Origin of the sequence: Lacrimispora amygdalina (assembly GCF_900205965.1) — a bacterium.
Taxonomy (GTDB): domain Bacteria; phylum Bacillota; class Clostridia; order Lachnospirales; family Lachnospiraceae; genus Lacrimispora; species Lacrimispora amygdalina_A.
Genome location: NZ_OAOF01000011.1, coordinates 22,888 through 49,304 on the forward strand (window position 1 = coordinate 22,888; position 26,417 = coordinate 49,304).

Below are 26,417 nucleotides of genomic sequence, written 5' to 3' on the forward strand. Positions count from 1 at the left end.
ATGAAGAAACAGTGGTGGCATGATAAAGTCGCTTATCAGATCTATCCAAAGAGCTTTTATGATACCAACGGTGATGGAATCGGAGATTTAAGAGGCGTAATCTCAAAGTTAGATTACTTAAAGGAACTTGGAATTGATATTATATGGCTTTCTCCCATATATCCTTCGCCCTTTGCAGATCAGGGATATGATATCTCGGATTATTATAATATCGACCCCAGATTTGGTACCATGCATGATTTAGAAGAGTTGATAACGGAGGCGAAGAAACGGGAACTTTCCATTCTGCTTGATCTTGTGGTCAACCATTGTTCTGATGAGCATGAATGGTTTTTGAAAGCCCTGAAGGATCCAACGGGGGAATATGGCAGGTATTTTTACATCAGGGAAGGAAAAGATGGAAAAGAGCCTTCTAATATCCGTTCCTATTTCGGAGGAAGTGCATGGGAACGGATCGGAGATACCAATCTGTACTATCTGCATCTTTTTCACAAAAAACAGCCGGATTTAAATTGGGAGAATCCAGTTGTCCGCAAAGAAATTTACGATATGATCAACTGGTGGCTTGAAAAAGGCATTGCCGGATTTCGGATTGATGCCATTATGAATATAAAAAAAGCCCTTCCTTTTCATGATTATCAGGCTGACCGGGAAGACGGTCTGGCTGACTGCAGGTTGATGTTAAAGGAAAATGATGGTGTGATGGAGTTTTTAAAGGAGATGCGGGATGCGACCTTTAGTAGGTATCAAGCGTTTACAGTAGGGGAAGTTTTCAATGAGAAAAAGGATAACTTATCTGATTTTATAGGAGAAGATGGGTGCTTTTCCAGTATCTTTGATTTTAGCCAGACGGTATTCGGAGCCAGTGAAAAGGGCTGGTATGATAATCAGCCGGTTACTCCCGATGATTACAGGCAATGCTGCTTTGACAGCCAGAAGAGAGCAGGGGGAATCGGTTTTCTTTCCAACATCATTGAAAATCACGATGAGCCGCGGGGAGTAAGCCGATATATTCCGGAGGGAGAATGTTCTGATGAAGCAAAGAAGATGCTTGCAACACTTTATTTCCTGTTACAGGGAATTCCCTTTATCTACCAGGGACAGGAAATAGGAATGGAAAATGTTTCCTTTGACTCCATTGACCGGTATGATGACGTTTCCACTTTGGAAGAATACAGGGTGGCACGGTTAAACGGGCTTACCAATGAGCAGGCTCTTGAGGCTGTAAGACGTTACAGCAGGGATAATGCAAGGGTACCCTTTCAGTGGGATAACAGTGAAAATGCCGGTTTTACCAAAGGAACGCCATGGCTTCCGGTCAGCCCGGATTACCCTGGTGTTAATCTAAAGTGCCAGTCTGAAGATCCTGCATCGGTCTTTAGTTATTATAAAAAGCTGATTGCATTAAGAAAGTCCGGAGAATATAAGGATACCTTTATATATGGTCAGTTTATACCTGCCTATACTGATAAGAAAAGAGTGATGGCTTATTACAGAATCGGAGAAGACCAGAGAATTCTTGTAATAGGAAACTTTAAAACGGAGGAACAGGAAATAATATTGGAACAGCCATACAGAAAGGTTCTGCTTCATAATTATGAAACAGTTAACGGGAATAAGACAACGCTTTTACTGAAGGGATATGAGGTTGTTGTCCTGGAATTATAAATAATATGATTGTCCGTGGAATCGTTGACATTGGTTCTGCAGAGGAATATAATGAACGAAGGGGTATATACGTGGGTATATACCCCTTCGTTTCTCAAACAAAGGAGGAAAATAATCATGGGTGATAAAAAATCAGATCAGCTTCATTGTCCCTGCTGCAAACGGCATTGTCCGTTTCATGATCTTCACTGCAGCAAAGGAAAGGTTTATGTAAAATCAATGAAGGCCAAAGAAGACGCAGTTTTACAAACGAAAACTTATGAACCGTCTTTTGGCAGAATTCTTCTATATTATAAACTTGGATTTGACCGCCTGTTTGGGCAGAAGGATCATAAAATCAGCGGTAAAAAGCTGAGAGTCCTGGTGATGGGAGCCTTGTATAAGGCAGACCAGAAGACGGCAAAACAGCTGAACGCGGATACAGGCATGGGAAGTGAGAAGTTAATGGAGTGTCTGGAAAAACTTGAAAAAAAAGAATATATCATAAAAAAGAAAGCGTCCCAGGGAGAACTTCATTTTTCCCTGTCGAACAAAGGTGTTAAGGCAGCAGAAGACTGGATCAAAGAGGCAGATAAGGAAGTGCTGTCCCGATTAAGTGAAGAGGAAAGAGACCAGTTGGAACAGCTTCTGAAGAAACTGCCAGTATTGTAGAATTTTGTCAGCATTGTAACGTTGTATTTTTATAAATTTATGTTACAATGCAACAAGAATAGAAACAGGGGGGGAACATATTGGAAATCAGGAAGAAACCAGGATTTATCCGTCTGATACTGGTATGCCTTTTTTGCACGGCATTATTTGTTACACAACTGAATACCGCTCAAGTGGTGAAGGGTTTCGGACATCCCGGCTATGTTTCAGCAGACACTGTTAGCAGTGGTAACCTGTTTCATAAAAAAACGGCTGGGCTGATTGAATTCAATGATGTGCTGGGAGAAGAAACAGTCGGTGATGTTTTGCTCAACATCACAAGGCGTTCAACCGGTCAGAGTATTCCCCTTGATTTTGTCAGCTTAAAATCAATCTATTTATTGATTCCTTTTGCGTTCTGTCAGCTTCGCACAGTTCTATGGCAGGAGGGATCCATAAGCAGAATGTTTGTGATCCATTACATTCATAATTCAGACGGAGAGAAAGAGGCAGCAGGCAGGCTATGGCAGAAAGAATAAAATAGAAAACGAGGAAAATTTTATGAAGCCAGGAAAGAATATGCTTGCTGCATTAGTTTTAATCATTGCAGCTTTTGTTGCTGTTGCCGTGTTTGGAGCGGGAGATAGTGTTAAGGGAATTTTTGACATGCGGTTTGGAATTGATATCCGTGGAGGCGTGGAAGCCATCTTTGAACCACAGGGATTAGACCGGAAACCAACTGCCCGGGAACTGGAATCGGCAAGAGAAGTGATTGAGAGCCGTATGGACAGTCAGAACATAACAGACCGTGAAGTAACTGTGGACAAGAATGCAGGATATATTATCGTACAGTTCCCATGGAAATCAGGAGAGACGGATTTTAATCCGGAAGATGCGATTTCAGAATTAGGTGAGATGGCAGAACTTACATTTAAGGATCCCGATGGAAAGGTTTTAATACAGGGAAAGGATGTGGAAAAAGCCACTCCCCAGACCAATAACTCCAATGGAATCAAAACTTTTGTTGTGTCTCTTACCTTTAACAGCGATGGATCGAAGCTGTTTGAGGAGGCCACAGGAAAACTGGTGGGAAAAAGAATGGGAATCTACATGGATAATAATCTGATATCCAATCCCACGGTGAAGAACCAGATATCAGGAGGACAGGCAGTCATTACCGGTATGAAAAACTATGATGAAGCTAAGGCACTGGCTGAAAAGATTAATGCAGGTGCGCTTCCTTTCTCTTTACAAACCACTAATTTTTCCACAATCAGTCCGTCTTTAGGAAGCAATGCCCTGACAATCATGGTATATGCGGGAATCGTAGCTTTCTTTGCGATCTGCCTGTTCATGATTGTGTTCTACCGTATGCCCGGAGTAGTTGCATGTATCACTCTGATTTTGCAGATGGTGATCCAGATGCTGGCTGTTTCTGTGCCGCAGTATACCCTGACCCTGCCCGGAATCGCGGGAATCATACTGACTCTTGGTATGGCAGTGGATACAAATATTATTATTTCAGAACGTATTTCAGATGAATTAAAGAAGGGGACATCTGTAAAGGGAGCTGTTATTTCCGGTTATAAGAATGCCTTTTCTTCTGTGTTAGATGGGAATGTAACGACTGCGATTGTTGCCGTTATTTTAATGATCTTTGGATCAGGTACCATGTTAAGCTTTGGCTATACCCTGTTAGTTGGTATGATCGTAAATCTTCTGATTGGAGTTACCGTATCAAAGCAGTTCATCTTGTCATTGGTACAGTCTGATTTCTGGAAGAATGAAAAGTGGTTCTGGATCAGAAAAGATAAGAAAGTTATCCCATTTTATCAGAAAAAATATATCTTTGCCATTATTTCCGGATTGGTGATTGTGTCCGGTATCGCAGGGTGTTTCATCTTTGGCGTGAAGCTGGATACCCAGTTTACAGGAGGCGCCGTGCTGTCCTATTCCGTATCGCAGGAGGAAGATACCGATCAGATTCAGGCAGCGATCGAAAAAGAAACGAATCGTCCGGTAACCGTTCAGATCAAAGAAGATAATATGACCGGGTTAAAGCGGCTGTCTGTAACCCTTGCAGGAAATGCAGGTATCTCACCAGAGGAGCAGAAGACAATCACGAATACAATCAACAGTACCATTGGGAAGAAAGATGCCAAACTCACCGAGACCTTTGTGGTAGAACCTTATATCGGGGCAAAGGCACTGAAGAATGCCGCCGCCGCTATTATACTGTCAATCATTTTCATTGTAGTGTATGTATGGATCCGTTTTTCCGTTATATCCGGTCTTCCGGCAGGAATTACGGCAACGATTGCGCTGATTCACGATGTCTTTGTGGTATTCTTTGCATTTGTATTGTTTCAGATACCGTTAAATGATGCATTTGTTGCTGTGGTTCTCACGATTATTGGTTATTCTATTAATGATACAATCGTCGTATATGACAGAATCAGGGAAAACAGGAAACGGGATTTGAAAATGCCGGTAGATACGCTGGTGAACCTAAGCACCTCCCAGACACTGGGAAGATCCATCAATACGTCCTTTACAACTGGAATTTGTGTATTGATTATCATGGTGGCATCCGTTTATTTCCATATTGAATCAATCATGGAGTTTTCACTTCCAATGTTCTTTGGTATCCTGACAGGCTGCTACTCATCTATCTGCGTGGCAGGTACCCTTTGGGCGATGTGGGAGAAAAAGAAAGAAAAATAAGAAAGAAAATGTGATCAACTTCTTGAATGTTTTTGATAAAAATGTTAGAATAAAACAATAAACAAGCTGATATAGAAAAAGATTAATAAATATCAGAAATCTTTGTTTATAAAACAATCATTTACAGAATAAAGGAGGATTACGATTATGCTTAACAAAGAGATAGTTGCTAAGATAAATAAACAGATTAATTTCGAACTTTACTCCGCATATGTATATCTGGATATATCAAATTATTATGCTGACCAGAATTTAAACGGGTTTGCAAACTGGTTTAAAATACAGACACAGGAGGAGCGGGACCATGCAATGCTTTTCATGGATTATCTCCTTCAGAATGGAGAAAAGATCGTTCTTACGGATATTAAGGGTCCATCGTTTGAGTTCACGGATTTCCGTCAGCCCGCCGTGGAAGCATTTGAGCATGAGGTAAAAGTAACTGCTGCGATTCATGATATCTACGGAGCAGCATATGAGATCAAGGATTTCCGTACCATGCAGTTCCTTGACTGGTTTGTAAAAGAACAGAGTGAGGAAGAAAAGAATACAGATGAGATTATTAAAAGATATGATCTGTTCGGCAATGATGCAAAGGGACTTTATCTCCTTGATTCAGAGCTGGCGGCCAGAGTTTATACTCCGCCTACACTGGTTATCTGATGTTGTGAAAGAAAGTTTAGAGATTTAAATAAATGAGCAGTCTCTGCCGGAATGTACTTAATTATATTCTGGCAGAGACTGCTTTTTTAGCATGTTGGGTATAACTGATTACCCAACTTTTCGAAGCGCTGACATGGGACCAACCAGAAATTTTAGGTATGAGATATAAAAAATCGTGTCCACGGAATGGAGCTGTTCAAAAAGTTGGACATAAAAAAATTTTTTCCGTGTCCACTCTATTGGGTACATTATAATCTTTTTTATCCCTATAAGGGTCATATCAGCAGTCGAATCATCAAATATACCCCGCAATTATGAGCTAGCGGGGCATATTTAAAATTTTTTTCCTATATATATCCCATTTCTTTGATTTTATAATCCATACTATAATATTGGGGGGCATAGCATCTGATAGTTAACTGCCTATGCCCCCAATTAAGAATATGGATTTGTGTATATGGGTTTAATTAAAAATCAGGAATGTTTGAGGATAAGATGTTGCATATGAAACTGATATCCTGACTCAGAAATCAGGACAATAATTGCAAAGAAAATGGACACCGGCTTTTTAATATAGTAAAATGAACCAAACAAGAGAAACAAAAGGAAGGAATCCATATGGGAAAGATCGCATTGCTTGTTTCCAGAGAAGAGATGATTTATCAGGCGCATAACATTCTTCAGGAAAAAAATTATGAGATTGGGGAAATGAGAGTCATTAAAACAGAAGATACGGTTTCCGAGGCCCGCCAGTCCATTGCAAACGGTGCGTCTATTATCATTGCAAGAGGCCTTCAGGCTTCTCTTATCAAGCAGTATACGGATATTCCGGTAGTGGAAATTGTGATAACAGCACAGGAGATGGCGCTGTTAGTCAGCAAGGCAAAGCAGATCTTAAAGAAGGACAATCCTGTTCTCGGAGTGGTTGGATTTAAAAATATGTTCTGTGACATGTCCTATTTTGATATTATTTATGGGATTGAGATGCGGACCTATTTTGCTGAAAAAGGAGATCTTTTGGAGGATATGGCCAGACAGGCTGTTCGTGATGAAGTGGATCTGATCATTGGAGGGGATACGGCAGTGGGGATAGCAGGAAAGGCAGGCATGCCATCCCTGTTTCTTTCCAATACGGAGGATTCCATGAGAAATGCTCTGTCTATGGCGGAAAGTGTTGACTATGCCATGGGAGTGGAAAAACGCAATGCTGCCCAGATCGAGACTCTTCTTGATTATTCCTTTAACGGTGTGGCCAGGCTTGATGCTTCTGGTAATATTGTGGATATCAATGCGATCATGGAAGATATACTGGAGAAAAAAAAGGAGGAAATACTTCTGAAGACTGCGACAGAAGTGTTCCCTGAACTTTTGGGTGATCCGTTTTGCCAGGTTCTCCAATACGGTAAGGAATCGTATTCTTTATTTATGGAGATCAACCGGACCTCTGTATTTGCCATTGTAGCTCCGGTGGTAATTGAAAAAAAGGTGGAGGGAGCCATACTCACCTGCCATCGGATGAAGCGCAGGCAGAATAAAGGACATGATTTAAAAGGGAAAAATCACTTAAGAGGTGCTGTGGCGCTGGGCGAATTCAGTGATCTTTTACAGGAATCGGGGCGCATGCAGGATTGCCTGCGGATCGCCAGGCTGTATGCACTTTCGGAAAAGACGGTATTTATTACTGGAGAAGCGGGCACAGAAAAGCAGCTTCTGGCTCAGTGTATTCACAATGCAGGACTTCATAAAGAGGGACCTTTTGTCAATATATCCTGTGAGGGGCTGGGGGAAGAGGCTCAGTATGACATGATATTTGGAGATAAGGGTGCAGTTGTCCAGGCGAAGGGCGGGTCTTTGCTGATTGAAGATGTGCAGGCTTTAACGAAGGCAAACCAGTACCGTCTTTATCAGCTGATCCGCCACAAGCACCGGTTGGGAAGAGACGGGCAGCGTTATGCCGGAACAGACTTAAGGATCATGGTGACTTCACCGGCTCCTTTCTCTGCAATGGCACAGGAGGGGACGTTTCGGAGAGAACTCTATTATCTTTTAAGCGGGCTGGTAGTTGAGATTCCCTCCTTAAGAGAAAGAAAAGAAGATTTAGAGCATAAGATCAGGGAGACTCTGCGGGACTGCTGTGAACATTATTCCAGGTATCATGTGCTGACGAAAGGGGCGTTTCAGGCTTTGCTGGATTATCCGTGGAACGGCAATCTGATCCAGGTGGAGAATTTTTGCGAACGCCTCATTCTCACCGCAGAAAAGAGGAGTCTTGATGAAGCTTTTGTGGAACGGCTTCTCAGTGAAATGTACCCGGGAGAAGGAGAGGAGAAATCTTTTAATGATTTTGTAAGAGAGCAGGAAGCCCCATATCCCATAGAAGCCAGGGAAATCAGAGATACTCTTTTGAAACTGGGGGGAAGCCGGGAAAAGACAGCAAAAGAGCTGGGGATCAGCAAGGCTACCTTATGGAGAAAGATGAAAAAATATCATCTGGAATGAAATTAAAATGAAATGATAATGATATAATAATGAAATTATAGACGAATTGTATAAATGTATTCCTCCCATTCGTTGATTCCGCCCATAGCAGAACGTTCTTTTTTTATCTATAATCACAGCAGAGATGGGACATACCCATCGGTAACTGCAGACAGAATAAAAAAAGTGAGGGTAAGCATATGAAAATTGGATTTATCGGTTTAGGAATTATGGGAAGACCTATGGCAAAGAATCTGTTAAAAGCAGGTCATGAGTTAGTAGTATTTGATTTTAATAAAGAAGCAGTTGCAGATGTAGTTTCCTGTGGCGCAGTTTCCGCTGAGACCGGAAAAGACCTGGCTTCCCAGTGTGGCGTTGTGATCACCATGGTACCTAACTCTCCTCATGTAAGAGCAGCAGTTTTAGGAGAGAACGGTGTAGCAGAAGGTGCGAAGCCCGGTACTGTAGTCATTGATATGAGTTCAATTGATCCGACGGAGAGCAGAGCCATCGGAGCAGAACTTGAAAAGCTTGGAATTGATATGCTTGATGCTCCGGTATCCGGCGGAGAGCCAAAGGCAATCGACGGAACCTTATCTGTCATGGTGGGCGGAAAGAAAGAACTGTTTGACAAATATTATGATATGCTTATGGTTATGGCAGGATCGGTTGTTTACGTTGGAGAACTTGGTGCAGGAAATGTGGCAAAGCTGGCAAACCAGATCGTTGTTGCTGTGAATATCGCAGCTGTATCAGAAGCACTTACTTTCGCTAAAAAAGCAGGAACTGATCCGGAGCTTGTATATCAGGCAATCCGCGGTGGTCTGGCTGGTTCTACCGTTATGGATGCAAAAGCACCTATGATGTTAAGCAGAAACTTTAAGCCTGGTTTCCGTATTGAGCTTCATATCAAGGATTTAAACAATGCATTGAATGCAGCACATAATGTAAGCTCTCCAGTTCCTTTAACAGGACAGTTAATGGAGATTATGCAGGGACTCAGAGCAGACGGCTTTGACAAAGAGGATCATTCCAGCATCGTGAAATACTATGAAAAAATAGCAAATACAACGGTTGAACCGCAAAAATAAGCCGGACGGAGAGGACAAAAATCATGAATACAGATTTTATTAAAGGCGTTATTGTGCCCATCCTTACGCCCATTGACGAAAACGAGCTGATTGATGAAGCAAAATTAAGAGATCAGGTTGATTATGTAATTAACGGCGGCGTGCTTGGCATTCTGGCATTCGGAAGCAACGGAGAGTTTTATGCAGTGGAAGACGACGAGATGGAGCGCGGACTGAAGATCATGGTAGATCAGGCAGCAGGAAGGGTACCGGTTTACTTTGGCATCGGTGCCATCAGTACCAAAAAATGCTGTCGTCTGGCAAAAATGGCTGTTGAAAACGGTGCGGCAGGTATTTCCGTTCTTCAGCCCATGTTTTTAAAGCCTACAGAAACAGAGCTTTATAACCATTTTAAAACAATTGCAGAATCCGTACCACAGACTCCCATGCTTCTTTACAACAATCCGGGACGTGTGGGCTATACCATGTCCGCCGGTCTGGTTGAGCGTCTGGCAAAGGAATTTGATAACATCGTCGGTATGAAGGATACCAGCGGTGATATCACCCAGACAGCGGAATTCATCCGCAGAACCCGGGGAACAGACTTTAAAGTATTTGGCGGAAAAGATACACTGTTATATGCATCTATGTGCCACGGCGCAGTAGGCGGTGTTTGTACAGCTGCCAACTTTATGCCGGAACTGATTACGGATGTGTACAATAAATTTGCAGCCGGCGATTTAAAAGGCTCTCTGGAAGCTCAGTTTAAGTTAAATCCGGTCCGTCTCTCCATGGATCCGGCAAGCTTCCCTGTGGCAGCTAAGGATATGGCAAATTTAAGAGGAAGAAACGTTGGACTTCCTTATAAACCCAATATTGCCACTCCCGAAGGACCAGTTCTTGGCCAGATCAGAAAAGAGATGGAAACCGCGGGACTGATATAACATCTATATAAGAAAGCAGGCAGGCTGGTGGCTGTAGTGATAGGCTGCCGGTCTGCTTTTGGTTTCAGCGTAAGAGGAAAGGGGCAGGCGATGAAATTTTTATTTGCATCTGATTCATTTAAAGGATCCTTATCATCTGAGGAGATTACAGGAATCCTGACAGAAGAAGCAAAAAGTATTTTTCCGGATTGTGAGTGCAGCGGAGTATCCGTGGCAGATGGAGGGGAAGGAACCATAGAGGCGGTGATCGACGCGATGAACGGGCAGATCCGTACCGCCTTAGTACACGGTCCGCTGATGGAAGAGACAACGGCAGTATACGGTGTGTTTGGCGGCAGTCATGCAGTGATCGAGATGGCAAAAGCTTCCGGACTTCCCATGGTCCCTGCAGAAAAGAGAAATCCTCTTCACACCACCACATATGGGACCGGTGAACTGATTAAAGCAGCTTTGGATGAAGGCTTAAGAAACATTGCCATTGCAATCGGCGGAAGCGCAACCAATGACGGCGGCATGGGAGCCATGACTGCTCTTGGAGTGAAATTTTTTGATAAAGCTGGAAACCTGCTGACTGGTTACGGTGCTGATCTGGGGCAGATAGACCGTATCGATGTAAGCGGGCTTCATCCGGCTGTGAAAGAGACCGAATTTACGGTGATGTGTGATGTGACAAATCCGTTGACTGGACAAAATGGCGCTACTTATACCTTTGGAAAGCAAAAAGGGGGGACTCCTGAAATCCTTAAACTGTTAGAGAGTAATATGAAATCCTATGCAGGAAAGCTATTGGATCTGACCGGCATTGATGTGGACCAGATTCAGGGAACCGGAGCAGCAGGGGGACTTGGAGCAGCATTAAATGTATTTTTAAATGCCAGTATGAAATCAGGGATTGAGACTGTTCTGGATCTGATTGGGTTTGACACTCTGTTAGAAGGGGTAGATCTGGTTGTTACCGGAGAAGGCAGAATGGACTGGCAGTCTGCGTTCGGAAAGGTTCCCAGCGGAATCGGGATGCGCTGCAGGAAAAGAGGCATTCCGGCTGTTGCCATAGTAGGCGGCATGGGAGACGGAGCCGAGAAAATTTATGAATACGGAATCGAAAGTATCACCACAACCATTCAGGGAGCAATGCCCGTAGAAGAGGCGATGGAACGGTCAGTGGAACTGTATCGGGGAGCGGCACAGCGTACGTTTCGCATGCTGAGAGCAGGGATGAGTCTGAAAGGATAAAAAGGGGAGAAAATGGATATAACCGGATTATGGTCCCTTCAGTGCATGATGTTTCTGCTCACTGGGGCAGGTGCCATATTAAAGAGGAAAGGTATTTTGAAGGATTCAGGAAAGACAGTGCTTACAGATGCAGTTCTGTATTTCTTTCTGCCCTGCAATATCATCAATTCTTTTCGTATGAAATTTGACAGTAAAATACTGCTCCGGTTTGGGGCAGTTCTTTTCCTGTCTGTTTTTGTACAGATCGTAAGCTATATTTTAAGCCGGATATTGTATAATAAAAAGCCTGATTCGGCAAAACGGGTACTTCAGTACGCAACCATAGTCTCAAACTCCGGATTTTTAGGACTTCCTATTGCAGAGGGGATTTATGGTGCGGAAGGTATGATGTATGCTTCAATATTTATCATTCCCATGAGGATTATGATGTGGTCTGCAGGAATTGCATGTTTCACGGAAAGTCCAAATTTTAAGTCAGTTGTGAAAAAAATCGCAGTACACCCCTGTATAGTGGCTGTTTATATTGGTTTGTTTCTGCTTTTGTTTCAGGCACCCATTCAGGCATTAAATGCCGGTATCATGATTTATCTGCCGTCCTGGCTCCATACAATAATAAACATCCTTGGTCTGGCACTTGACAGAGCGGTCCGTTCTGCAGGGAACTGCACCACGGCTTTGACCATGCTTTTGATTGGCATGATGCTTTCTGAGGTGAGTTTAAAAAGTCTGTTTCACCGGGATGCTCTTTTCATATCTCTGATGCGTCTGGCGATTCTGCCTTTTTTAACTCTGTTACTTTGCAGATTTTTTCACATTGAAAGTTACCTGACGGCGATCTGTGTATTGATGACAGGAATGCCGGCAGGAAGCACTTCAGCCATACTTGCGGCGAAATATGACTGCGATTATGTATTTGCAACCAAATGTGTGGTAATATCCACACTGTTATCCATGCTGACAATTCCTCTCTGGTCTATGGGAATTTCATAAAAATCATACTGAGATTCGATAGATTAAGAAGGAGAAAAGGAGGAAAAAATGGAAAAGAGCAGACAATGTATTATGCTGCCGGACGGAACTGCGGTACCGTCTCTCGGTCAGGGAACCTGGTTTCTTGGGGAGCGAAAAGAAAGGCGAAATGAGGAACTGGATAGCTTAAAGGCTGGGATTTCAGCTGGAATGACCATCCTTGATACAGCAGAGATGTACGGGGATGGGAAAGCGGAGGATCTTCTCGGGGAAGCCATAAAGGATTTTGACCGGAGCAGTCTGTTTCTGGTATCTAAGGTATATCCCCATAATGCCGGCAGAAAAAACATATTTAAAAGCTGTAAAAAGACTTTAGAACGTCTGAATACGGATTATCTTGACTTATATCTTCTGCACTGGAGAGGGAGCATTCCTCTCAGTGAGACTGTGGAATGTATGGAACAGCTGAAAAAAGAAGGGAAGATCAGGCGCTGGGGAGTATCAAACTTTGATACTGCCGACATGAAGGAATTATGGAGTGTGAAAGGAGGCAGTAACTGCCAGATCAATCAGGTTCTTTATCATGTGGCCTCCAGAGGAATTGAATATGATTTAATCCCATGGATGAAAGAACACGGGGTACCTGTGATGGCATATTGCCCTCTGGCACAGGCGGGTGATTTAAAAAGGGGTCTCTTTGAGAATCCGGTGTTAATCCGTATTGCGGATGCCCATCAGTGTACGGTATCCAATATTCTTCTTGCTTTTGTTATACGCAGTGGAAATGTGGTGGCTATACCCCGCACAGGTAATAAGCACCATGCACTTGACAATGCAAAAGCGTGGGAAGTAGTTCTGACAGAAGACGAGCTGAAAGAGATAAATCAGGCTTTCCCCGCACCAGTGAGAAAGATGTATCTGGATATTGTATAATTGACTGAAATCTTTTGAAATGAGGGCAGATATGGAACAGATTGCGATTCTTCTTCCAAGACAGACCATTTTAAAATATGCGCAGAATGTATTGGAGAAAGAAAAAACTCAGGTTCAGATTTTAAAGGTGGTGGAAAACTCCAATGCAGCAGCGGAGGCAAAAGAGGCAATTGATGCAGGTGCCCGTGTTATTATTGCCAGAGGGCTGCAGGCTACGCTGATTAAAGAAAGTTTAAACATTCCTGTCGTTGAAATGCCTATCACTGTGCGTGAGATCGGATTCATGATCTTAAAAGCAAAAAATATGCTGAAAAAGGATCACCCCTCAATTGGAATTGTGGCATTTGAAAATATGTTTGAAAGCCTGGATGAGCTTGACGAACTGTTTGATTTTGAACTGCACTTTTATAAACTGAATGAGCTCAATGAGACCAGGAATTTAGTTAGTCAGGCTATTAAAGATGGTGTGGACTTAATTATCGGGGGAGTAAAAACCAATCAGATTGCCTTTGAAATCGGATTTCCCAGCCTGTTTATGGAAACAGGTGAGGAGTCCATTAAGAAAGCTCTCCAGATGGCAGTTCATATGCTTGAGCTGGCAGAGCTGGAAAAGCACAACAAGGCTCAGCTTGATACGCTTCTTGATACATCCTTTAGCGGTATTATTAAAATTAATGCTTATCAGGAGATTGTGGCAGTAAACCGGGTCATTGAGCAGCTGCTTGAGAAACCAACCAGTGAGGTAATCGGTTTTCCCATAGACAAGGTATTTGACGGAATCGATACAGATAGCATAGATGGGATCTTAAGCGGAAGAGAGGAACTTTACTCCACATCTTTTTCCATAAAAGACCAATTGTTAATGGTGATCGGAGCCCCTATTCAATACGATGGGCATTACAGCGGTGCTATTTTAACCTGTCATAAAGTCCGGACTGTGCGGGATGAAGGATCAGAGCAGGGAGCCAGGCTGGCAGGCAGTCATCTGGCAGTCCATAATTTTCACCACATCCAAAGAGAATCAAACGAGATGAAACGGTGTATAAAGCTGGCAAGAGCTTATGGAATTTCCAGGAATCCTGTTTTTATTTATGGAGAGACAGGCACGGAAATAGAAATCTTTGCGGAAGCGATTCACAATAACAGTCCTCAAAAGGGAGGTCCGTTTATCCGTATGAACTGCAGTACACTATCGCCGGAGGAGCAGAAACGGGTTCTGTTTGGTTTTGGGGAGGAAAACAGGAAAAAGTCAGGGTGTGCTTTGGAAGCGGCCGCTTCTGGAACGGTATTTTTAGAAGAGGTGGACCGGTTATCGCCAGAATGCCAGTACCTGCTTTTTAAAGCAGTTCGTGACAGGCTTTTCTGGGATCATGATTCTATGGTAAAGCGTGTTCTGCCTGTGCGCCTGATTGCTGCTTCCAATAAAGAACTGGCGGTACTTGTAAAACAGGGAAAGTTCCGGGAGGATTTTTATATTTTCATTTCCCCTTTAAAGATTTCTCTGCCCCCGCTTCGCACAGAACCGGAAGAAATACGCCGTTTTACCGGGCTGTATCTTGAAAAATATAACACAGCTTATTCCAGATATGTGGAAATAAGTGAGGCTGCTTTGTGTGTAATGGAAGAATATTTCTGGGAAGGAAATATACTGCAGCTGGAGAGCTTTTGTGAGCGTCTGGTACTCACTGCCCACAGAAGAAAAGTGGAAGAGGGAATGGTAAAGAATTTATTACAGGAGCTATATCCCGTGATCGGAAAAGAAAATGGAAGCGTTCAGATCGTAAGAAACCAGAATCCGGAAGCTCTGCGCATAGAGAGGCTGATGGAACGTTATAATGGAAGACGGACTGAGGTGGCAGAAGCAATGAAGATCAGTACAACAACTTTGTGGAGGAAGATGAAGCGTTACGGTATTGGAGACAACTATGACTTATAAAGGCGAGAATACCGATGAAGAAATGAGGATTGCAAATAATTGCATTCCTCATTTCATTTTTTGAAAGAATAAGAAAGATGACAAAAAAAGACAAAATGCTTGTGTTGTCTGCCAATAGAATGATGGACAAAAGAAAGATATAATCAGTTCATAAAAGTCTATATGGTATTTGATGAAGGAGATCAAGATGACACCAGTGATAACTAAAATGGAGGTTTATCCAGTAGCAGGAAAAGACTGCATGGAATTAAATTTAAGCGGAGCCCATGCACCGTTTTTCACCAGAAATATTGTAGTCCTGTATGCAGATAACGGAGAAATGGGAGTGGGAGAAGTGCCGGGAGGAAAGAAAATAACCGATGCACTTATCGATTGTATTCCACTGGTAACAGGCACTAAAATCAGTGAATATAAGAGTACTCTTTTAAGAGTAAAGAAATATTTGGACTCCAGAGGGGAAGAGGATGTAAGAGGAAACCAGACCTTTGATTTACGGACAGGAGTTCATGTGATTACAGCCATTGAAGCCCCTTGCCTGGATCTGTTGGGAAAATACTTAGATGTTCCGGTCTGCGAGCTGTTAGGAGAAGGAAAACAGAGAGACAGCGTGCGTATGCTGGGTTATTTATTTTTTGTAGGAGACAGAAGGAAGACGGATCTGCCATATGATTCGGAGCCGGATTCTGATTGTGAGTGGTACCGCATCCGTCATGAGGAAGCCCTGACTGCTGACAAAATTGTGGCATTTGCAAAAGCCACCAGAGAAAAATACGGATTCCAGGACTTTAAGCTGAAAGGCGGCGTGCTGAAAGGAAATGAAGAGATGGATGTGATCCGGGAGTTAAAGAAAGCATTTCCTGACGCGCGCATTGATTTAGATCCCAACGGAGGGTGGCTCCTTGAGGAAGCTGTTGAGTATGTCAAAGGGATGCAGGGTATTTTAACCTACTGCGAGGATCCATGCGGAGCAGAGGGCGTTTATTCCGGAAGGGAGATTGTCAGCGAATTCCGCCGCCGCACCGGTTTTCCAACAGCTACCAATATGATTGCGACAGACTGGAGAGAGGTAGGACATTCCCTGGAATCCCAGGCTGTTGATATTATACTGGCAGATCCTCATTTCTGGACGATGAACGGTTCTGTCCGGGTTGCGCAGATGTGCCATGATTTCGGATATACATGGGGTTCCCACTCCAACAATCATTTTGATATTTCCCTTGCCATGTTTACTCAGGTAGGTGCGGCAGTTCCTGGTGAATACAATGCACTTGATACCCACTGGATCTGGCAGGAGGGCTTAGAGCGGCTGACAAAAGAACCTCTTAAAATCGAAAACGGCAGTATCCAGGTTCCAAAGAAGCCGGGTCTGGGTATTGAGGCGGATATGGATCAGATCAAGAAAGCCCATCAGCTGTATCTTGACCACTGTCTGGGAGGAAGAGACGATGCCATGGGTATGCAGTATCTGATACCAGGGTGGAAATTTAATCCAAAAAAACCATGTCTGGTTCGTTAAATTGACGGATTATTACTATTTCTTATTGCTTCAATCGGTATTAATTATTGGATTTATGGAAGATGTATTGGTATAATGCGTATGAAAGAAAGAAAAATAAGATGAAACATATGCAATATGACCAAAGGAAGGAAAAGAAAGATATGGAGCACGCAGGAACACCGGTTGTTACGAAAATGCAGGTTATTCCGGTAGCTGGCTATGACAGCATGCTGATGACGCTGAGTGGAGCACATGCACCGTGGTTTACCAGAAATTTAGTAATCCTGGAGGACAGTGCCGGGAATATGGGAATCGGTGAAATTCATGGGGGAGATTATACCTGTGAAGCATTAAGAAGCTGCACCTCACTGGTAGTTGGCCAGCCAATCGGGAAATACCGCAGTATTTTAAATTCCATTCATAAGGCGGGGACAAGATCACACGAAGACGATGGGGAAGGAATACAGACTCTGGATATCAGCAAGCTTAAGTTTGTTGTAAAAGCAGAATGGGCCATTGAGTGTGCACTTCTCGATCTGTTAGGACAGCATCTGGGACTGCCTATGTGTGAACTCCTGGGAGAGGGGAAGCAAAGGGACAGGGTTGAGACACTGGGATATTTATTTTATGTCAGCAGCAAAGAAAAGGCTTCTCCAAAGCTTCCTTATCTGGATGAAAGCGGCAGCAGCGATCCGTGGTTCCGTCTGCGCCGTACACAGATGCTGACTCCGGAACAAATCGCTAAGCAGGCCAGTGTTCTTCACGAAAAATATGGATTTAATAATTTTAAGCTCAAAGGCGGCGTGCTTGAGGGTGAAAAAGAGATGGAAGCAGTCAGGGCGTTAAAAGCTGCATTTCCGGAAGGCAGAATCAACATAGATCCCAACGGAGCATGGAGTCTGAAGGAAGCAATCAATCTTTGTAAGCCGATGGAGGGAATCTTATCCTACATAGAAGATCCGTGCGGTCCGGAATCGGGCTTTTCAAGCAGGGAGATTATGGCTGAATTTAAAAATGCCGTCAATCTGCCGGTAGCAACTAATATGATCGCAACAGACTGGAGACAATTCTATCATTCAGCAGCACTGAAAGCGGTGGATATCGTTCTGGCAGATCCTCATTTCTGGGGATTTGAAGGAAGTGTGCGAATGGCACAGATTCTAAATGACTGGGGGCTGACCTGGGGGAGTCATTCCAACAATCACTTTGATATTACCCTGACAGCATTCGCCCATGTGGCGGCTGCAGCACCGGGTAAGCCAACTGCTCTTGATACCCACTGGATCTGGCAGGATGGACAGAATCTGTTAAATGATACTCCGTCTATAAAGAACGGTTATTTAGAGGTACCCGACAGACCGGGTCTGGGAGTAACCATAAATATGGAGCGGGTTATGGAGGCAAATGCCCTGTATAACAGTCTTTCCTCTCATGACAGAGATGACGCTCTGGCAATGCAGTATTTAATACCAGGCTGGAAGTATGACTGTAAAAAACCGGCATTGGTAAGATAAAAGGAGGAGAACAGTCAATGTTTATTAAAAAATATGGGGATATCATTGTAGGTGGATTTTTTATGATCCTGTCTGCAGGAATGATGATTATGGCAAAGATGCTGCCGAAATCAGCAATTATGGATATCGGACCGGATTTCATGCCCATGTGCATCGGTATTGTGACCTTTGCACTGGCAGCAGTCCTGGCATTTTTAAATATTAAAAACTTAAAGATTAGAACAGCAGAAGCAGAAACAATGGAAAAGGAAAATCTGGATTACAAACGAATGCTGATCAGCTTTATTCTGATTCTGGTATATGTTTATTTACTTCATCCCATTGGCTTTATTGTTTCCACCATTCTTTATTTACCTTTACAGATGTATATTCTGGCTCCTGATGATAAGAAGAAAAAAAGGGATATCATACAGCTTGCAATCATCACTGTTATATTTACCTTTGTTGTATTCTTCCTGTTCCGGTACGGATTTAAGATCATACTGCCTGCCGGGATATTCACCATTAACTTATAGGAGGGGAAACTATGAACGCATTAATATCTTTGGGAAGCGCGTATGGGAGAGTCTTTACTCCGTCTTCTCTTCTGCTTATGGCTGCAGGAGTGACTGTCGGAATTATATTTGGTTCCATTCCCGGTTTATCCGCCTCTATGGCTGTGGCATTATTTCTGCCTCTTACCTTCAGCATGTCACCTTCCATGGGAATGAATATGCTGGTTGCGGTTTATATCGGCGGTATATCAGGAGGTCTGATCTCCGCTATTCTTCTTAATATGCCGGGTACAGCCTCCTCCATTGCAACCTGTTTTGACGGGCATCCCATGGCAAAGAACGGAGAAGCCGGTAAGGCACTGGGATACGGAATTGTCTTTTCCTTTATTGGCTCAATCTTTTCCTTTATCGTCCTGACATTCTGTGCTCCGCTGCTGGCGGATATTGCACTGAAGTTTACTCCAGCCGAAAACTTTGGTATATCCTTTTTTGCACTTACCATGGTTGCGGTGCTGGCTTCCGGCTCCATGGTGAAAGGTGTTCTGGCAGGTATGCTGGGACTGATCTTTGCACTGGTAGGAATGGCTCCTATTGACGGTACGGCCCGTTTTACCTTTGGGTCAAGCTCCCTGATGGCGGGCTTTGATACCCTTCCTACTCTGATTGGTATCTTTGCGATATCGGAAATTCTGATAACAGCAGAATCCATGGGGAATGGAACACTGGATGTGATCAAAATGAAGCCGATTAAGGGCTTTGGATTTTCCTGGAAGGATTTTGTTTATCAGATACCAAATGCCATACGTTCTGCTCTGATCGGAACGGGAATCGGTATTCTTCCCGGAATCGGAGGAAGTACTTCAGGAATGTTATCTTATGTAACTGCTAAAAACATGTCAAAGCATCCGGAAGAATTCGGGAAAGGCTGTCCTGACGGAATCGTAGCAACTGAAACAGCCAACAACGCTACCATCGGCGGTGCCATGATCCCGCTGCTGGTTCTGGGAATTCCCGGAGATGGAGTGACTGCCATGATGCTGGGAGGATTCTTGATCCATGGTTTATCAGCAGGACCTCTGTTATTTGTTAAAAATGCAGATGTGGTATACGGAATCTTCGCAGCCTGTATGATCTGTGTTACTCTGATGCTTTTAATTGAATTCTTTGGAATCAGGGTATTTGTACAGCTTTTAAAGATTCCGAAGCACATACTGATGCCTCTGATCCTGGTTTTATGCTGTGTGGGTGCTTACGCCACCAATAACCGGATCTTCGATGTACAGTCCATAATTTTATTTGGACTGGTTGGATACTTATATCATAAGTTCAGACTTCCGACGACACCGTTTGTATTATGCTTTCTCATTGGAAAAATGCTGGAGACATATCTCCGAAGAGGAATCATGCAGTACAAATCTTTTGGAGCTTTCTTCCAGAGACCGATTTTCGACGCATTCTTTTTTGTCGCAATCGGGGTTGTGGTTTGGACAGTTTATAAAGAATACAAGATGTACTTAAACAAAAAGGGTGTAAAGGCAGCTGAACAATCATAAAAAAGGAGAGCAGAAACTATGAAAAAAAGATTTTTGGCAGCAGTAATGGCGGCGGGGCTGGTTCTTAGCATGACAGCATGTGGAGGAAGCCAGACACAGACAACAGCAGCAACAACAGAAGCGCAGAAAGCGGCAGGCACCGAGGCAGCAACCACAAAGGGATCAGAAGCGGCAAGTACTGAGACAGCAGCATCTGCCTGGAAGCCGACCACCACCGTATCCATCGTGGTTCCGGCAGGAGCAGGCGGTAACACAGACCTTTCCGCCCGTGTATTTGCAGAGTATGCAAAGAAAATGACAGGTGCTGATTTTATCGTGGTAAATGCCAATGGAGCAGCCGGTTCCGTAGCGGCAAATCAGGTTCGTTCCGCAGCACCAGATGGACATACCTTCCTTTATGGACACAACCTGGTAAATGTGGCAAACATTGCCGGCGTTACCGATTATAACTACACCGCATTTAAATTAGGACCGACATTTGCGCTGGATCCGGCACAGCAGTTATATGCAAATCCGGAAAAGTATAAGACACTTGATGATTTTATTAAAGCAGCAAAGGCAAACCCAGGAAAATTAAAAGCATGTACCGAAGTAGGTGCTTATACTTACTATGAGCTTCTTGCATTTGAAAAGGTGGCAGGTATTGATCTGGATCTGGTTGACGTAGGATCCAACTCCGATAAGGTTGCAGCCATGCTTTCCGGTCAGGTGGATTTAATGCCGGGTGCTTATATCAACTGTAAGGATTATCTGGAAGCAGGACAGTTTGTATGTCTGGGAGCTCCTACAAAAGAGCGTTATGAATTAATTAAAGATATTCCTACTTTAGCAGAGCAGGGCGTAAATTTAATCTATCCAAACTGCGAGTTTTCCTTCTATTTCCCCAAGGATACATCGGATGATGTAATAGCCTGGTACGATCAGCTGGTTAAGAAAATGACCGAAGATCCGGAAGTAAAAGAGGCGATTGCCAAAGTGGAAATGATGCCTTACTACTTAAGTTCCGCTGATTCTGAAGCAAATGACGAAAAGATTTACAATGAGATTAAGCAGATTGCAGACGATCTTGCAAAATAATTCATTCCGTGATCAGTAAGACAGCCCTGGGTGTCGGTTTCGTACCGGCGCCCAGGGCTGATTTTAATGGAAGTAGTTCTTTATGGTATTGCATAAGTATTCACATGCCTGACTTTGAACCCAGTTTTTTCTTGTTACCAGAACGTTTAATCTGGTAAGCTTTGGTTCTACACTATAGTATGCTACATGCTCACGGTCGGTGGAACAGGATTCACTGATAAAAGTGACTCCAATTCCCATCGCTACCATACTTCTGGTTGTGGAAATGCTGTTGGTTTCACAGACCGTACTGGGAATCCAGCCGGCATCTTCCAGAATCATGTCGGTAAGGTGCCGCAGAGTGGAACCTTTTTTCGATAGCAGAATATTCTCTTCCCCGAAATTCTTTGCAAATTCCCTGATCCCGATGGGCCTGTCCGGATTGATTTTGCGGTAGGGGTGATTAATGGGAATGGAGAATAATACTTCTTCCTTCTTAAGAATGCTTACCTGGTCAGAGGAAAAGGGAGAGATTTCATTCATGGCCATGATCCCGCAGTCGATACTTTCCTCCAGTATCATCTTTGTAAGTGACGGAAGATTTGTTTCTGAAATTTCAATGATAATATCCGGGTATTGGGATTTAAAGGCAGGGATAATATCGGTCAGCATGTCAAGGCCGAACTGTGATGTTACTCCCACAGTTATGTGACCGCGGTTGTCAATATTCTGTATATTCTGATAGAGAACATTTTTGATGGACAGGACTTTTTTTGCAGCTTCTATATAAAGTGAGCCTGCCGGAGTGAGGGTTAACCGGCCCTTGCTCCGGTAAAACAATGGGGTTCCCAGCTCACTTTCCAGCTTTGAGAGGTACTGGCTTAAGGTGGATTGGGAGACAAAAAGTTCTTCGGCGGCTTTTGTCATGTTTTCTTTTTTGGCGATTGTCAGAATGTAAGTCAGATAGCGGGTGTCCATAAAAATGCCTCCTTGTTATGCTGTGTGTATTGTGGGTAGGGAGTGTGGTTATTACTTATTATCATATCATAGTTAAGGTGATTTTGCATTAATTGGGTTTCTTTTGTCACAATATGTCAGCTGGTTATTCTTGCTTTCTATCACTTGGTGTGTTAGTATTGTGATAGTAAAGATAGAAAGCGATAGAAGGGGTGGAACCGTGAAGTTATATGAAAGTGAAACAATTGAGTTAAAAGAGATTTATACAGCCGATTTAAAAAAAGAAATTGTTGCTTTTGCCAATACAAATGGTGGGACAATCTATATAGGTGTTAATGATAATGGCGAGATCGTTGGTCTTGATGATGCTGACTTTGTAATGCAGCAGATATGTAATTCTATGAGAGACAGTATACGTCCTGATGTGTCAATGTTTACAAATATTGAACTGCTACAGGAAAAAACTAAATTTTTTATTAGGCTGACTGTCAGTCAGGGGACAAAAAAACCTTACTATTTGTCTGACAAAGGGCTTAAACCTACAGGAGTATATGTCAGAAGCGGGACTACATCAGCACCTGCTTCTGAAGATGCAATACGCATGATGATAAAAACCACTGACGGTGATTCATTTGAAACAAATCGATCCCTCATTCAGGAACTGACTTTTTGCAGACTGGATGAGGAGTTAAAAAAGAGAGGGTTAGAATTTACCGAAATTCATATGAAAAATTTAGGAATTCTTTCTTCCGATGGTATTTATACAAATATGGGTTTACTTGTTTCTGATCAATGTAAACATTCTATTAAATTTGCCATATTTCAAGGTACAGATAAGCTGGTTTTCAGGGATAGAAAAGAATTTACAGGCTCCCTGTTTACTCAGCTTAATGATGCTTACAGGACCATTGATTTCTACAATGGGACAAAGGCTTCTTTTCATGATTTGCTTCGAACAGATGAAAGAGATTATCCGGAAGATGCTGTTCGCGAAGCATTGTTAAATGCAATTGTTCACAGGGATTATTCTTTCAGCGGCAGTACTTTCATTAATCTTTATTCAGACAGATTGGAGATAATATCCTTAGGAAGCCTGGTACCTGGATTATCATTAGAGGCAGCTATGTTAGGAGCGTCTCAATCCAGAAATGAAAAACTTGCAGCACTTTTTTACAGGATGAAGCTTATTGAAGCATATGGGACAGGAATCAGTAAAATAATCAGCTGTTATAAAGAATTTTCAGTACAGCCTGAGTTTGAAAATGTGGAAGGTGCATTTCGGGTAGTGCTGCCTAATATACATGCCAGAGTATTGACGAATGAAAACGAAAAATATTTACCTATAATAAAATTATTTGAGAGACAAAAAGAAATTACCCGCTCCGATGTTGAAGAAACCTTGGGGTCTGGGACAACTTATGCAATTAATATGCTTAAGGAAATGCTGGATAAAGATTTGATTTGTAAGGTTGGGAATGGTAAATTAACAAAATATGTGGCGAAATTTTAAGTTAGCAGCAGAAAGTTGGAACGTTTATGGCAAGTATTAAAGAAATAGCAGAGATGTCCGGTGTTGCGAAAAGCACAGTATCCAGGTATTTAAATCAGGGTTCTGTCAGTGAGAAAACAGCCGAACGGATAGAAGCAGTCATTAAAAAAACAGGATATTCCCCCAACCAGTTCGCTCAGAGTTTAAAGGCGAAAAAAACAAAAATTATCGGAGTGATTATTCCAAGGCTGAACTCCAATGCCATGTCGGAAACACTGCTGGGTATTGATGATGTATTGCAGGATAACGGATTTCAGATAATCATTTCCAATACAAACCAGAATAATGCCAGAGAGATTGAAAGTATCTATTCTCTTGCAAAACAGAAGGTTTCCGGTATCATTCTGGCTGCCACGGTAATCACGGACGAGCATAAAAGAGCTTTTGATGAGATTTCGATTCCCATAGTTGTTATCGGTCAGCAGGTGCCTGGTGTTCCCAGTGTGATTCATGATGATTATCAGGCTGGATATTGTCTGGGAAACTATATTTTCCAGAGAGGGCATCGGTTCGTCACTTATCTCGGAGTTCCTGAGACAGATGTGTCTGTTGGAATAAAAAGGAAACAGGGTGTGATAAAGGCTTCCGGGGAATATGAAAATATAGTTCTTAAAGTTGAGGAAACTTCTTTCTCTTCCCAGGATGCTGTGATTATGGCAAAGAAAATTCTTACAGAAAAAAATCAGCCTACTGCGATTATTGCCGCAACCGATAACATTGCAGTGGGTGTGTTAAAAGCCTGCTGTCTTCTGGGTAAAAAGGTACCGGAGCAGCTCTCAATCGTGGGAGTTGGAGGAGATAAGATCACGGATCTGGTATATCCTGGAATTACAACAGTTAAATTCTTTTTCCGGGAAGCCGGAGGCACTGCGGCAAAAGGTCTCCTTAAGCTATTAGAACATGAAAAAACGGAAGAGGTCATTGTCTCTCCCTATGAATTAATTGAGCGTTTTAGTGTTGACAAACCACAATAGAAGAAGTAAAATTCAATTATAAGGAACCGGTTCCAAGACGAAACTGTTCCTTATAATTTCACCCATTATTGGAACCGGTTCCAATAATGCGGAAGTTGAGGTAATCTATGAAAATAAGTTTTACAAAGCCAGATAGCATAACAGAAGAGGAGTATCTGGAACTGGCAAGAAAAGTTCAGAACAGTCCATGGCGGCAAAGCTATCATATACAACCGGTAACAGGACTTCTGAATGATTCCAATGGTCTGGCCTGGTACAATGGTTACTATCATTTGTTCTATCAATGGTTTCCCTTCGGACCGGTTCATGGTACAAAGTACTGGTATCATCTCCGTTCAAAAGACCTTATGATCTGGGAGGATTTAGGGATCGGGCTGGCACCGGACCAGAGTTTTGACAGCCATGGCGTCTATTCAGGCAGCGGTATAGAAAAGGATGGTCTTTTGTATCTGTTTTATACCGGCAATCACAGAGATGATGACTGGGTAAGGCACAGCAGCCAGTGTCTTGCGGTTATGGATCAGGAAGGCAGAATCCGAAAAGAGACCTCCCCCCTGATACAAGAGCCGCCGGATGGAATTACAGAGCATTTCAGAGATCCTAAAGTATGGAAGGGGAAGAATGGTTATCTGATGATAACAGGCGCCCAGACAATCACACAGTCAGGTACGGCATTGATTTATCAGAGCATTGATTTAAAAAAGTGGGAGTATCGGGGCGAGCTGACAGTTCCATGGAAGTCCAATGCTTATATGTGGGAATGTCCTGATTATTATGAGTCAGATGGATATGGCATTTTAATGTTGTGTCCCCAGGGACTGGAAACAGAGGAGTCTTCGAATTCCAATATTTATGAATCAGGATATCTGATAGGCAGTCCTATGGATGAGGAGACATTAACCTTTGACGGAAACCGTTATGAGAAACTTGATTATGGTTTTGATTTTTATGCACCTCAGACCTTTTTGGATCCTTTGGGAAGAAGAATTTTGTTTGGCTGGATGGGACTGCCTGAGATTTCATATCCTACGGACCGGTATGGCTGGGCCCACTGCCTGACAATTCCCAGAGAGCTGACAATTGCAGAGGGGCGTATCAGGCAAAATCCGGTGAAGGAAATGGAACTGCTTAGAAGTGAACCGGTCTGTGAGACTGTTCTCATGGAGGATGAAAGCTATCAGGATGTAAGATTTTATGGAAGTCATTATGAGCTGATGGTTCAGATCATAAATCAGACTGCAGGAATTTTTGAGATTCATGTAAGGCAGAATAAACAGGAACAGACAACCATCCGGTATTCCGGCAAAGATCAGATGATTTATGTGGACCGAAGTGCATCGGGAGAATTATTTGCGAAAGAATACGGCAGTATCCGTAAGGCAAGGCTTAAGAGCGGGTTGCGGGAGCTTCGGATATTTTCAGATGAATCTTCATTAGAAATTTTTGTTAATCAGGGAGAGGTTTGCTTTTCATTAAGAATCTTCCCCCAGGAATCAGGTGTTGAGACGGTATTTACAGCAAGAGAGGGTTCTGTAAAAGCAGCAATTCAGAAATGGAACTTAAAAGTTTAGTTAAGA

Annotated in this window: 21 protein-coding genes; 20 read left to right on the forward strand and 1 reads right to left on the reverse strand. The window is 42.9% G+C overall.

Features of this window, described 5'->3' with window-relative positions:
- The 17 genes from CRO04_RS14975 to CRO04_RS15055 all read left to right on the forward strand — a co-directional run bounded on the left by CRO04_RS14975 (position 1) and on the right by CRO04_RS15055 (position 21,381).
- Positions 1–1,668: a glycoside hydrolase family 13 protein gene (locus CRO04_RS14975; RefSeq protein WP_097005072.1), complete on the forward strand. Its 1,668-nt coding sequence runs from the start codon at positions 1–3 to the stop codon at positions 1,666–1,668.
- A 117-nt stretch (positions 1,669–1,785) separates the two neighbouring features.
- Positions 1,786–2,319, forward strand: coding sequence for a transcriptional regulator (locus CRO04_RS14980; RefSeq protein ID WP_097005073.1), 534 nt, complete (start codon positions 1,786–1,788; stop codon positions 2,317–2,319).
- Between the two features lie 80 nt (positions 2,320–2,399).
- Positions 2,400–2,837, forward strand: a complete 438-nt coding sequence (locus CRO04_RS14985; RefSeq protein WP_097005074.1) for a hypothetical protein — start codon at positions 2,400–2,402, stop codon at positions 2,835–2,837.
- Positions 2,838–2,859: 22 nt separating this feature from the next.
- Positions 2,860–5,022: a protein translocase subunit SecD gene (gene secD / locus CRO04_RS14990; protein WP_097005075.1), complete on the forward strand. Its 2,163-nt coding sequence runs from the start codon at positions 2,860–2,862 to the stop codon at positions 5,020–5,022.
- Between the two features lie 147 nt (positions 5,023–5,169).
- Positions 5,170–5,682, forward strand: a complete 513-nt coding sequence (locus CRO04_RS14995) for a ferritin (protein ID WP_097005076.1) — start codon at positions 5,170–5,172, stop codon at positions 5,680–5,682.
- 618 nt (positions 5,683–6,300) lie between these two features.
- The gene (locus CRO04_RS15000) at positions 6,301–8,181 is read left to right on the forward strand and encodes a PrpR N-terminal domain-containing protein (RefSeq protein ID WP_097005077.1); all 1,881 of its coding nucleotides are present in this window, start codon (positions 6,301–6,303) and stop codon (positions 8,179–8,181) included.
- Positions 8,182–8,360: 179 nt separating this feature from the next.
- Positions 8,361–9,251, forward strand: coding sequence for a 2-hydroxy-3-oxopropionate reductase (gene garR / locus CRO04_RS15005; RefSeq protein ID WP_097005078.1), 891 nt, complete (start codon positions 8,361–8,363; stop codon positions 9,249–9,251).
- A 23-nt stretch (positions 9,252–9,274) separates the two neighbouring features.
- Positions 9,275–10,174 carry a dihydrodipicolinate synthase family protein gene (locus CRO04_RS15010; RefSeq protein ID WP_097005079.1) on the forward strand — a complete coding sequence of 300 codons (900 nt, stop codon included), beginning with the start codon at positions 9,275–9,277 and terminating at the stop codon, positions 10,172–10,174.
- 90 nt (positions 10,175–10,264) lie between these two features.
- Complete coding sequence (locus CRO04_RS15015; RefSeq protein ID WP_097005196.1) at positions 10,265–11,407, forward strand: glycerate kinase; 1,143 nt, start codon at positions 10,265–10,267, stop codon at positions 11,405–11,407.
- A 12-nt stretch (positions 11,408–11,419) separates the two neighbouring features.
- A complete protein-coding gene (locus CRO04_RS15020) occupies positions 11,420–12,397 on the forward strand; it encodes an AEC family transporter (protein ID WP_097005080.1) in 978 nt (325 codons plus the stop codon).
- A gap of 48 nt (positions 12,398–12,445) precedes the next feature.
- Complete coding sequence (locus CRO04_RS15025; protein WP_097005081.1) at positions 12,446–13,309, forward strand: aldo/keto reductase; 864 nt, start codon at positions 12,446–12,448, stop codon at positions 13,307–13,309.
- Between the two features lie 31 nt (positions 13,310–13,340).
- Positions 13,341–15,245 carry a sigma-54-dependent Fis family transcriptional regulator gene (locus tag CRO04_RS15030; RefSeq protein WP_166432580.1) on the forward strand — a complete coding sequence of 635 codons (1,905 nt, stop codon included), beginning with the start codon at positions 13,341–13,343 and terminating at the stop codon, positions 15,243–15,245.
- A gap of 187 nt (positions 15,246–15,432) precedes the next feature.
- Complete coding sequence (locus CRO04_RS15035) at positions 15,433–16,761, forward strand: enolase C-terminal domain-like protein (protein WP_097005083.1); 1,329 nt, start codon at positions 15,433–15,435, stop codon at positions 16,759–16,761.
- Positions 16,762–16,871: 110 nt separating this feature from the next.
- Positions 16,872–18,257 (forward strand): enolase C-terminal domain-like protein, encoded by a 1,386-nt coding sequence (locus CRO04_RS15040; protein ID WP_334293625.1) that lies wholly within the window; start codon positions 16,872–16,874, stop codon positions 18,255–18,257.
- Positions 18,258–18,274: 17 nt separating this feature from the next.
- Positions 18,275–18,772 (forward strand): tripartite tricarboxylate transporter TctB family protein, encoded by a 498-nt coding sequence (locus tag CRO04_RS15045; protein ID WP_097005084.1) that lies wholly within the window; start codon positions 18,275–18,277, stop codon positions 18,770–18,772.
- 11 nt (positions 18,773–18,783) lie between these two features.
- Entirely contained in the window at positions 18,784–20,304 is a 1,521-nt protein-coding gene (locus CRO04_RS15050; protein ID WP_097005085.1) for a tripartite tricarboxylate transporter permease, read from the forward strand.
- An 18-nt stretch (positions 20,305–20,322) separates the two neighbouring features.
- Entirely contained in the window at positions 20,323–21,381 is a 1,059-nt protein-coding gene (locus CRO04_RS15055; protein ID WP_242974509.1) for a tripartite tricarboxylate transporter substrate binding protein, read from the forward strand.
- A gap of 63 nt (positions 21,382–21,444) precedes the next feature.
- On the opposite strand, the gene CRO04_RS15060 is transcribed toward CRO04_RS15055, so the two are convergent.
- Positions 21,445–22,338, reverse strand: a complete 894-nt coding sequence (locus CRO04_RS15060; RefSeq protein WP_097005086.1) for a LysR family transcriptional regulator — start codon at positions 22,336–22,338, stop codon at positions 21,445–21,447.
- 199 nt (positions 22,339–22,537) lie between these two features.
- Between CRO04_RS15060 and CRO04_RS15065 the strand changes: the two genes are divergently transcribed.
- The 3 genes from CRO04_RS15065 to CRO04_RS15075 all read left to right on the forward strand — a co-directional run bounded on the left by CRO04_RS15065 (position 22,538) and on the right by CRO04_RS15075 (position 26,411).
- Positions 22,538–23,827, forward strand: a complete 1,290-nt coding sequence (locus CRO04_RS15065; RefSeq protein ID WP_097005087.1) for an RNA-binding domain-containing protein — start codon at positions 22,538–22,540, stop codon at positions 23,825–23,827.
- A gap of 26 nt (positions 23,828–23,853) precedes the next feature.
- Positions 23,854–24,840 carry a LacI family DNA-binding transcriptional regulator gene (locus CRO04_RS15070; protein ID WP_097005088.1) on the forward strand — a complete coding sequence of 329 codons (987 nt, stop codon included), beginning with the start codon at positions 23,854–23,856 and terminating at the stop codon, positions 24,838–24,840.
- A gap of 107 nt (positions 24,841–24,947) precedes the next feature.
- The gene (locus CRO04_RS15075) at positions 24,948–26,411 is read left to right on the forward strand and encodes a glycoside hydrolase family 32 protein (RefSeq protein WP_097005089.1); all 1,464 of its coding nucleotides are present in this window, start codon (positions 24,948–24,950) and stop codon (positions 26,409–26,411) included.
- Positions 26,412–26,417: the final 6 nt, after the last annotated feature.

Bases quoted from the DNA above. Each gene is read 5' to 3' on its own strand.
- CRO04_RS14975 (WP_097005072.1), top strand. From the start codon at position 1: ATGAAGAAACAGTGGTGGCATGATAAAGTCGCTTATCAGATCTATCCA.
- CRO04_RS14980 (WP_097005073.1), top strand. From the start codon at position 1,786: ATGGGTGATAAAAAATCAGATCAGCTTCATTGTCCCTGCTGCAAACGG.
- secD (WP_097005075.1), top strand. From the start codon at position 2,860: ATGAAGCCAGGAAAGAATATGCTTGCTGCATTAGTTTTAATCATTGCA.
- CRO04_RS14995 (WP_097005076.1), top strand. From the start codon at position 5,170: ATGCTTAACAAAGAGATAGTTGCTAAGATAAATAAACAGATTAATTTC.
- CRO04_RS15000 (WP_097005077.1), top strand. From the start codon at position 6,301: ATGGGAAAGATCGCATTGCTTGTTTCCAGAGAAGAGATGATTTATCAG.
- garR (WP_097005078.1), top strand. From the start codon at position 8,361: ATGAAAATTGGATTTATCGGTTTAGGAATTATGGGAAGACCTATGGCA.
- CRO04_RS15010 (WP_097005079.1), top strand. From the start codon at position 9,275: ATGAATACAGATTTTATTAAAGGCGTTATTGTGCCCATCCTTACGCCC.
- CRO04_RS15015 (WP_097005196.1), top strand. From the start codon at position 10,265: ATGAAATTTTTATTTGCATCTGATTCATTTAAAGGATCCTTATCATCT.
- CRO04_RS15020 (WP_097005080.1), top strand. From the start codon at position 11,420: ATGGATATAACCGGATTATGGTCCCTTCAGTGCATGATGTTTCTGCTC.
- CRO04_RS15025 (WP_097005081.1), top strand. From the start codon at position 12,446: ATGGAAAAGAGCAGACAATGTATTATGCTGCCGGACGGAACTGCGGTA.
- CRO04_RS15030 (WP_166432580.1), top strand. From the start codon at position 13,341: ATGGAACAGATTGCGATTCTTCTTCCAAGACAGACCATTTTAAAATAT.
- CRO04_RS15035 (WP_097005083.1), top strand. From the start codon at position 15,433: ATGACACCAGTGATAACTAAAATGGAGGTTTATCCAGTAGCAGGAAAA.
- CRO04_RS15040 (WP_334293625.1), top strand. From the start codon at position 16,872: ATGCAATATGACCAAAGGAAGGAAAAGAAAGATATGGAGCACGCAGGA.
- CRO04_RS15045 (WP_097005084.1), top strand. From the start codon at position 18,275: ATGTTTATTAAAAAATATGGGGATATCATTGTAGGTGGATTTTTTATG.
- CRO04_RS15050 (WP_097005085.1), top strand. From the start codon at position 18,784: ATGAACGCATTAATATCTTTGGGAAGCGCGTATGGGAGAGTCTTTACT.
- CRO04_RS15055 (WP_242974509.1), top strand. From the start codon at position 20,323: ATGAAAAAAAGATTTTTGGCAGCAGTAATGGCGGCGGGGCTGGTTCTT.
- CRO04_RS15060 (WP_097005086.1), bottom strand. From the start codon at position 22,338: ATGGACACCCGCTATCTGACTTACATTCTGACAATCGCCAAAAAAGAA.
- CRO04_RS15070 (WP_097005088.1), top strand. From the start codon at position 23,854: ATGGCAAGTATTAAAGAAATAGCAGAGATGTCCGGTGTTGCGAAAAGC.
- CRO04_RS15075 (WP_097005089.1), top strand. From the start codon at position 24,948: ATGAAAATAAGTTTTACAAAGCCAGATAGCATAACAGAAGAGGAGTAT.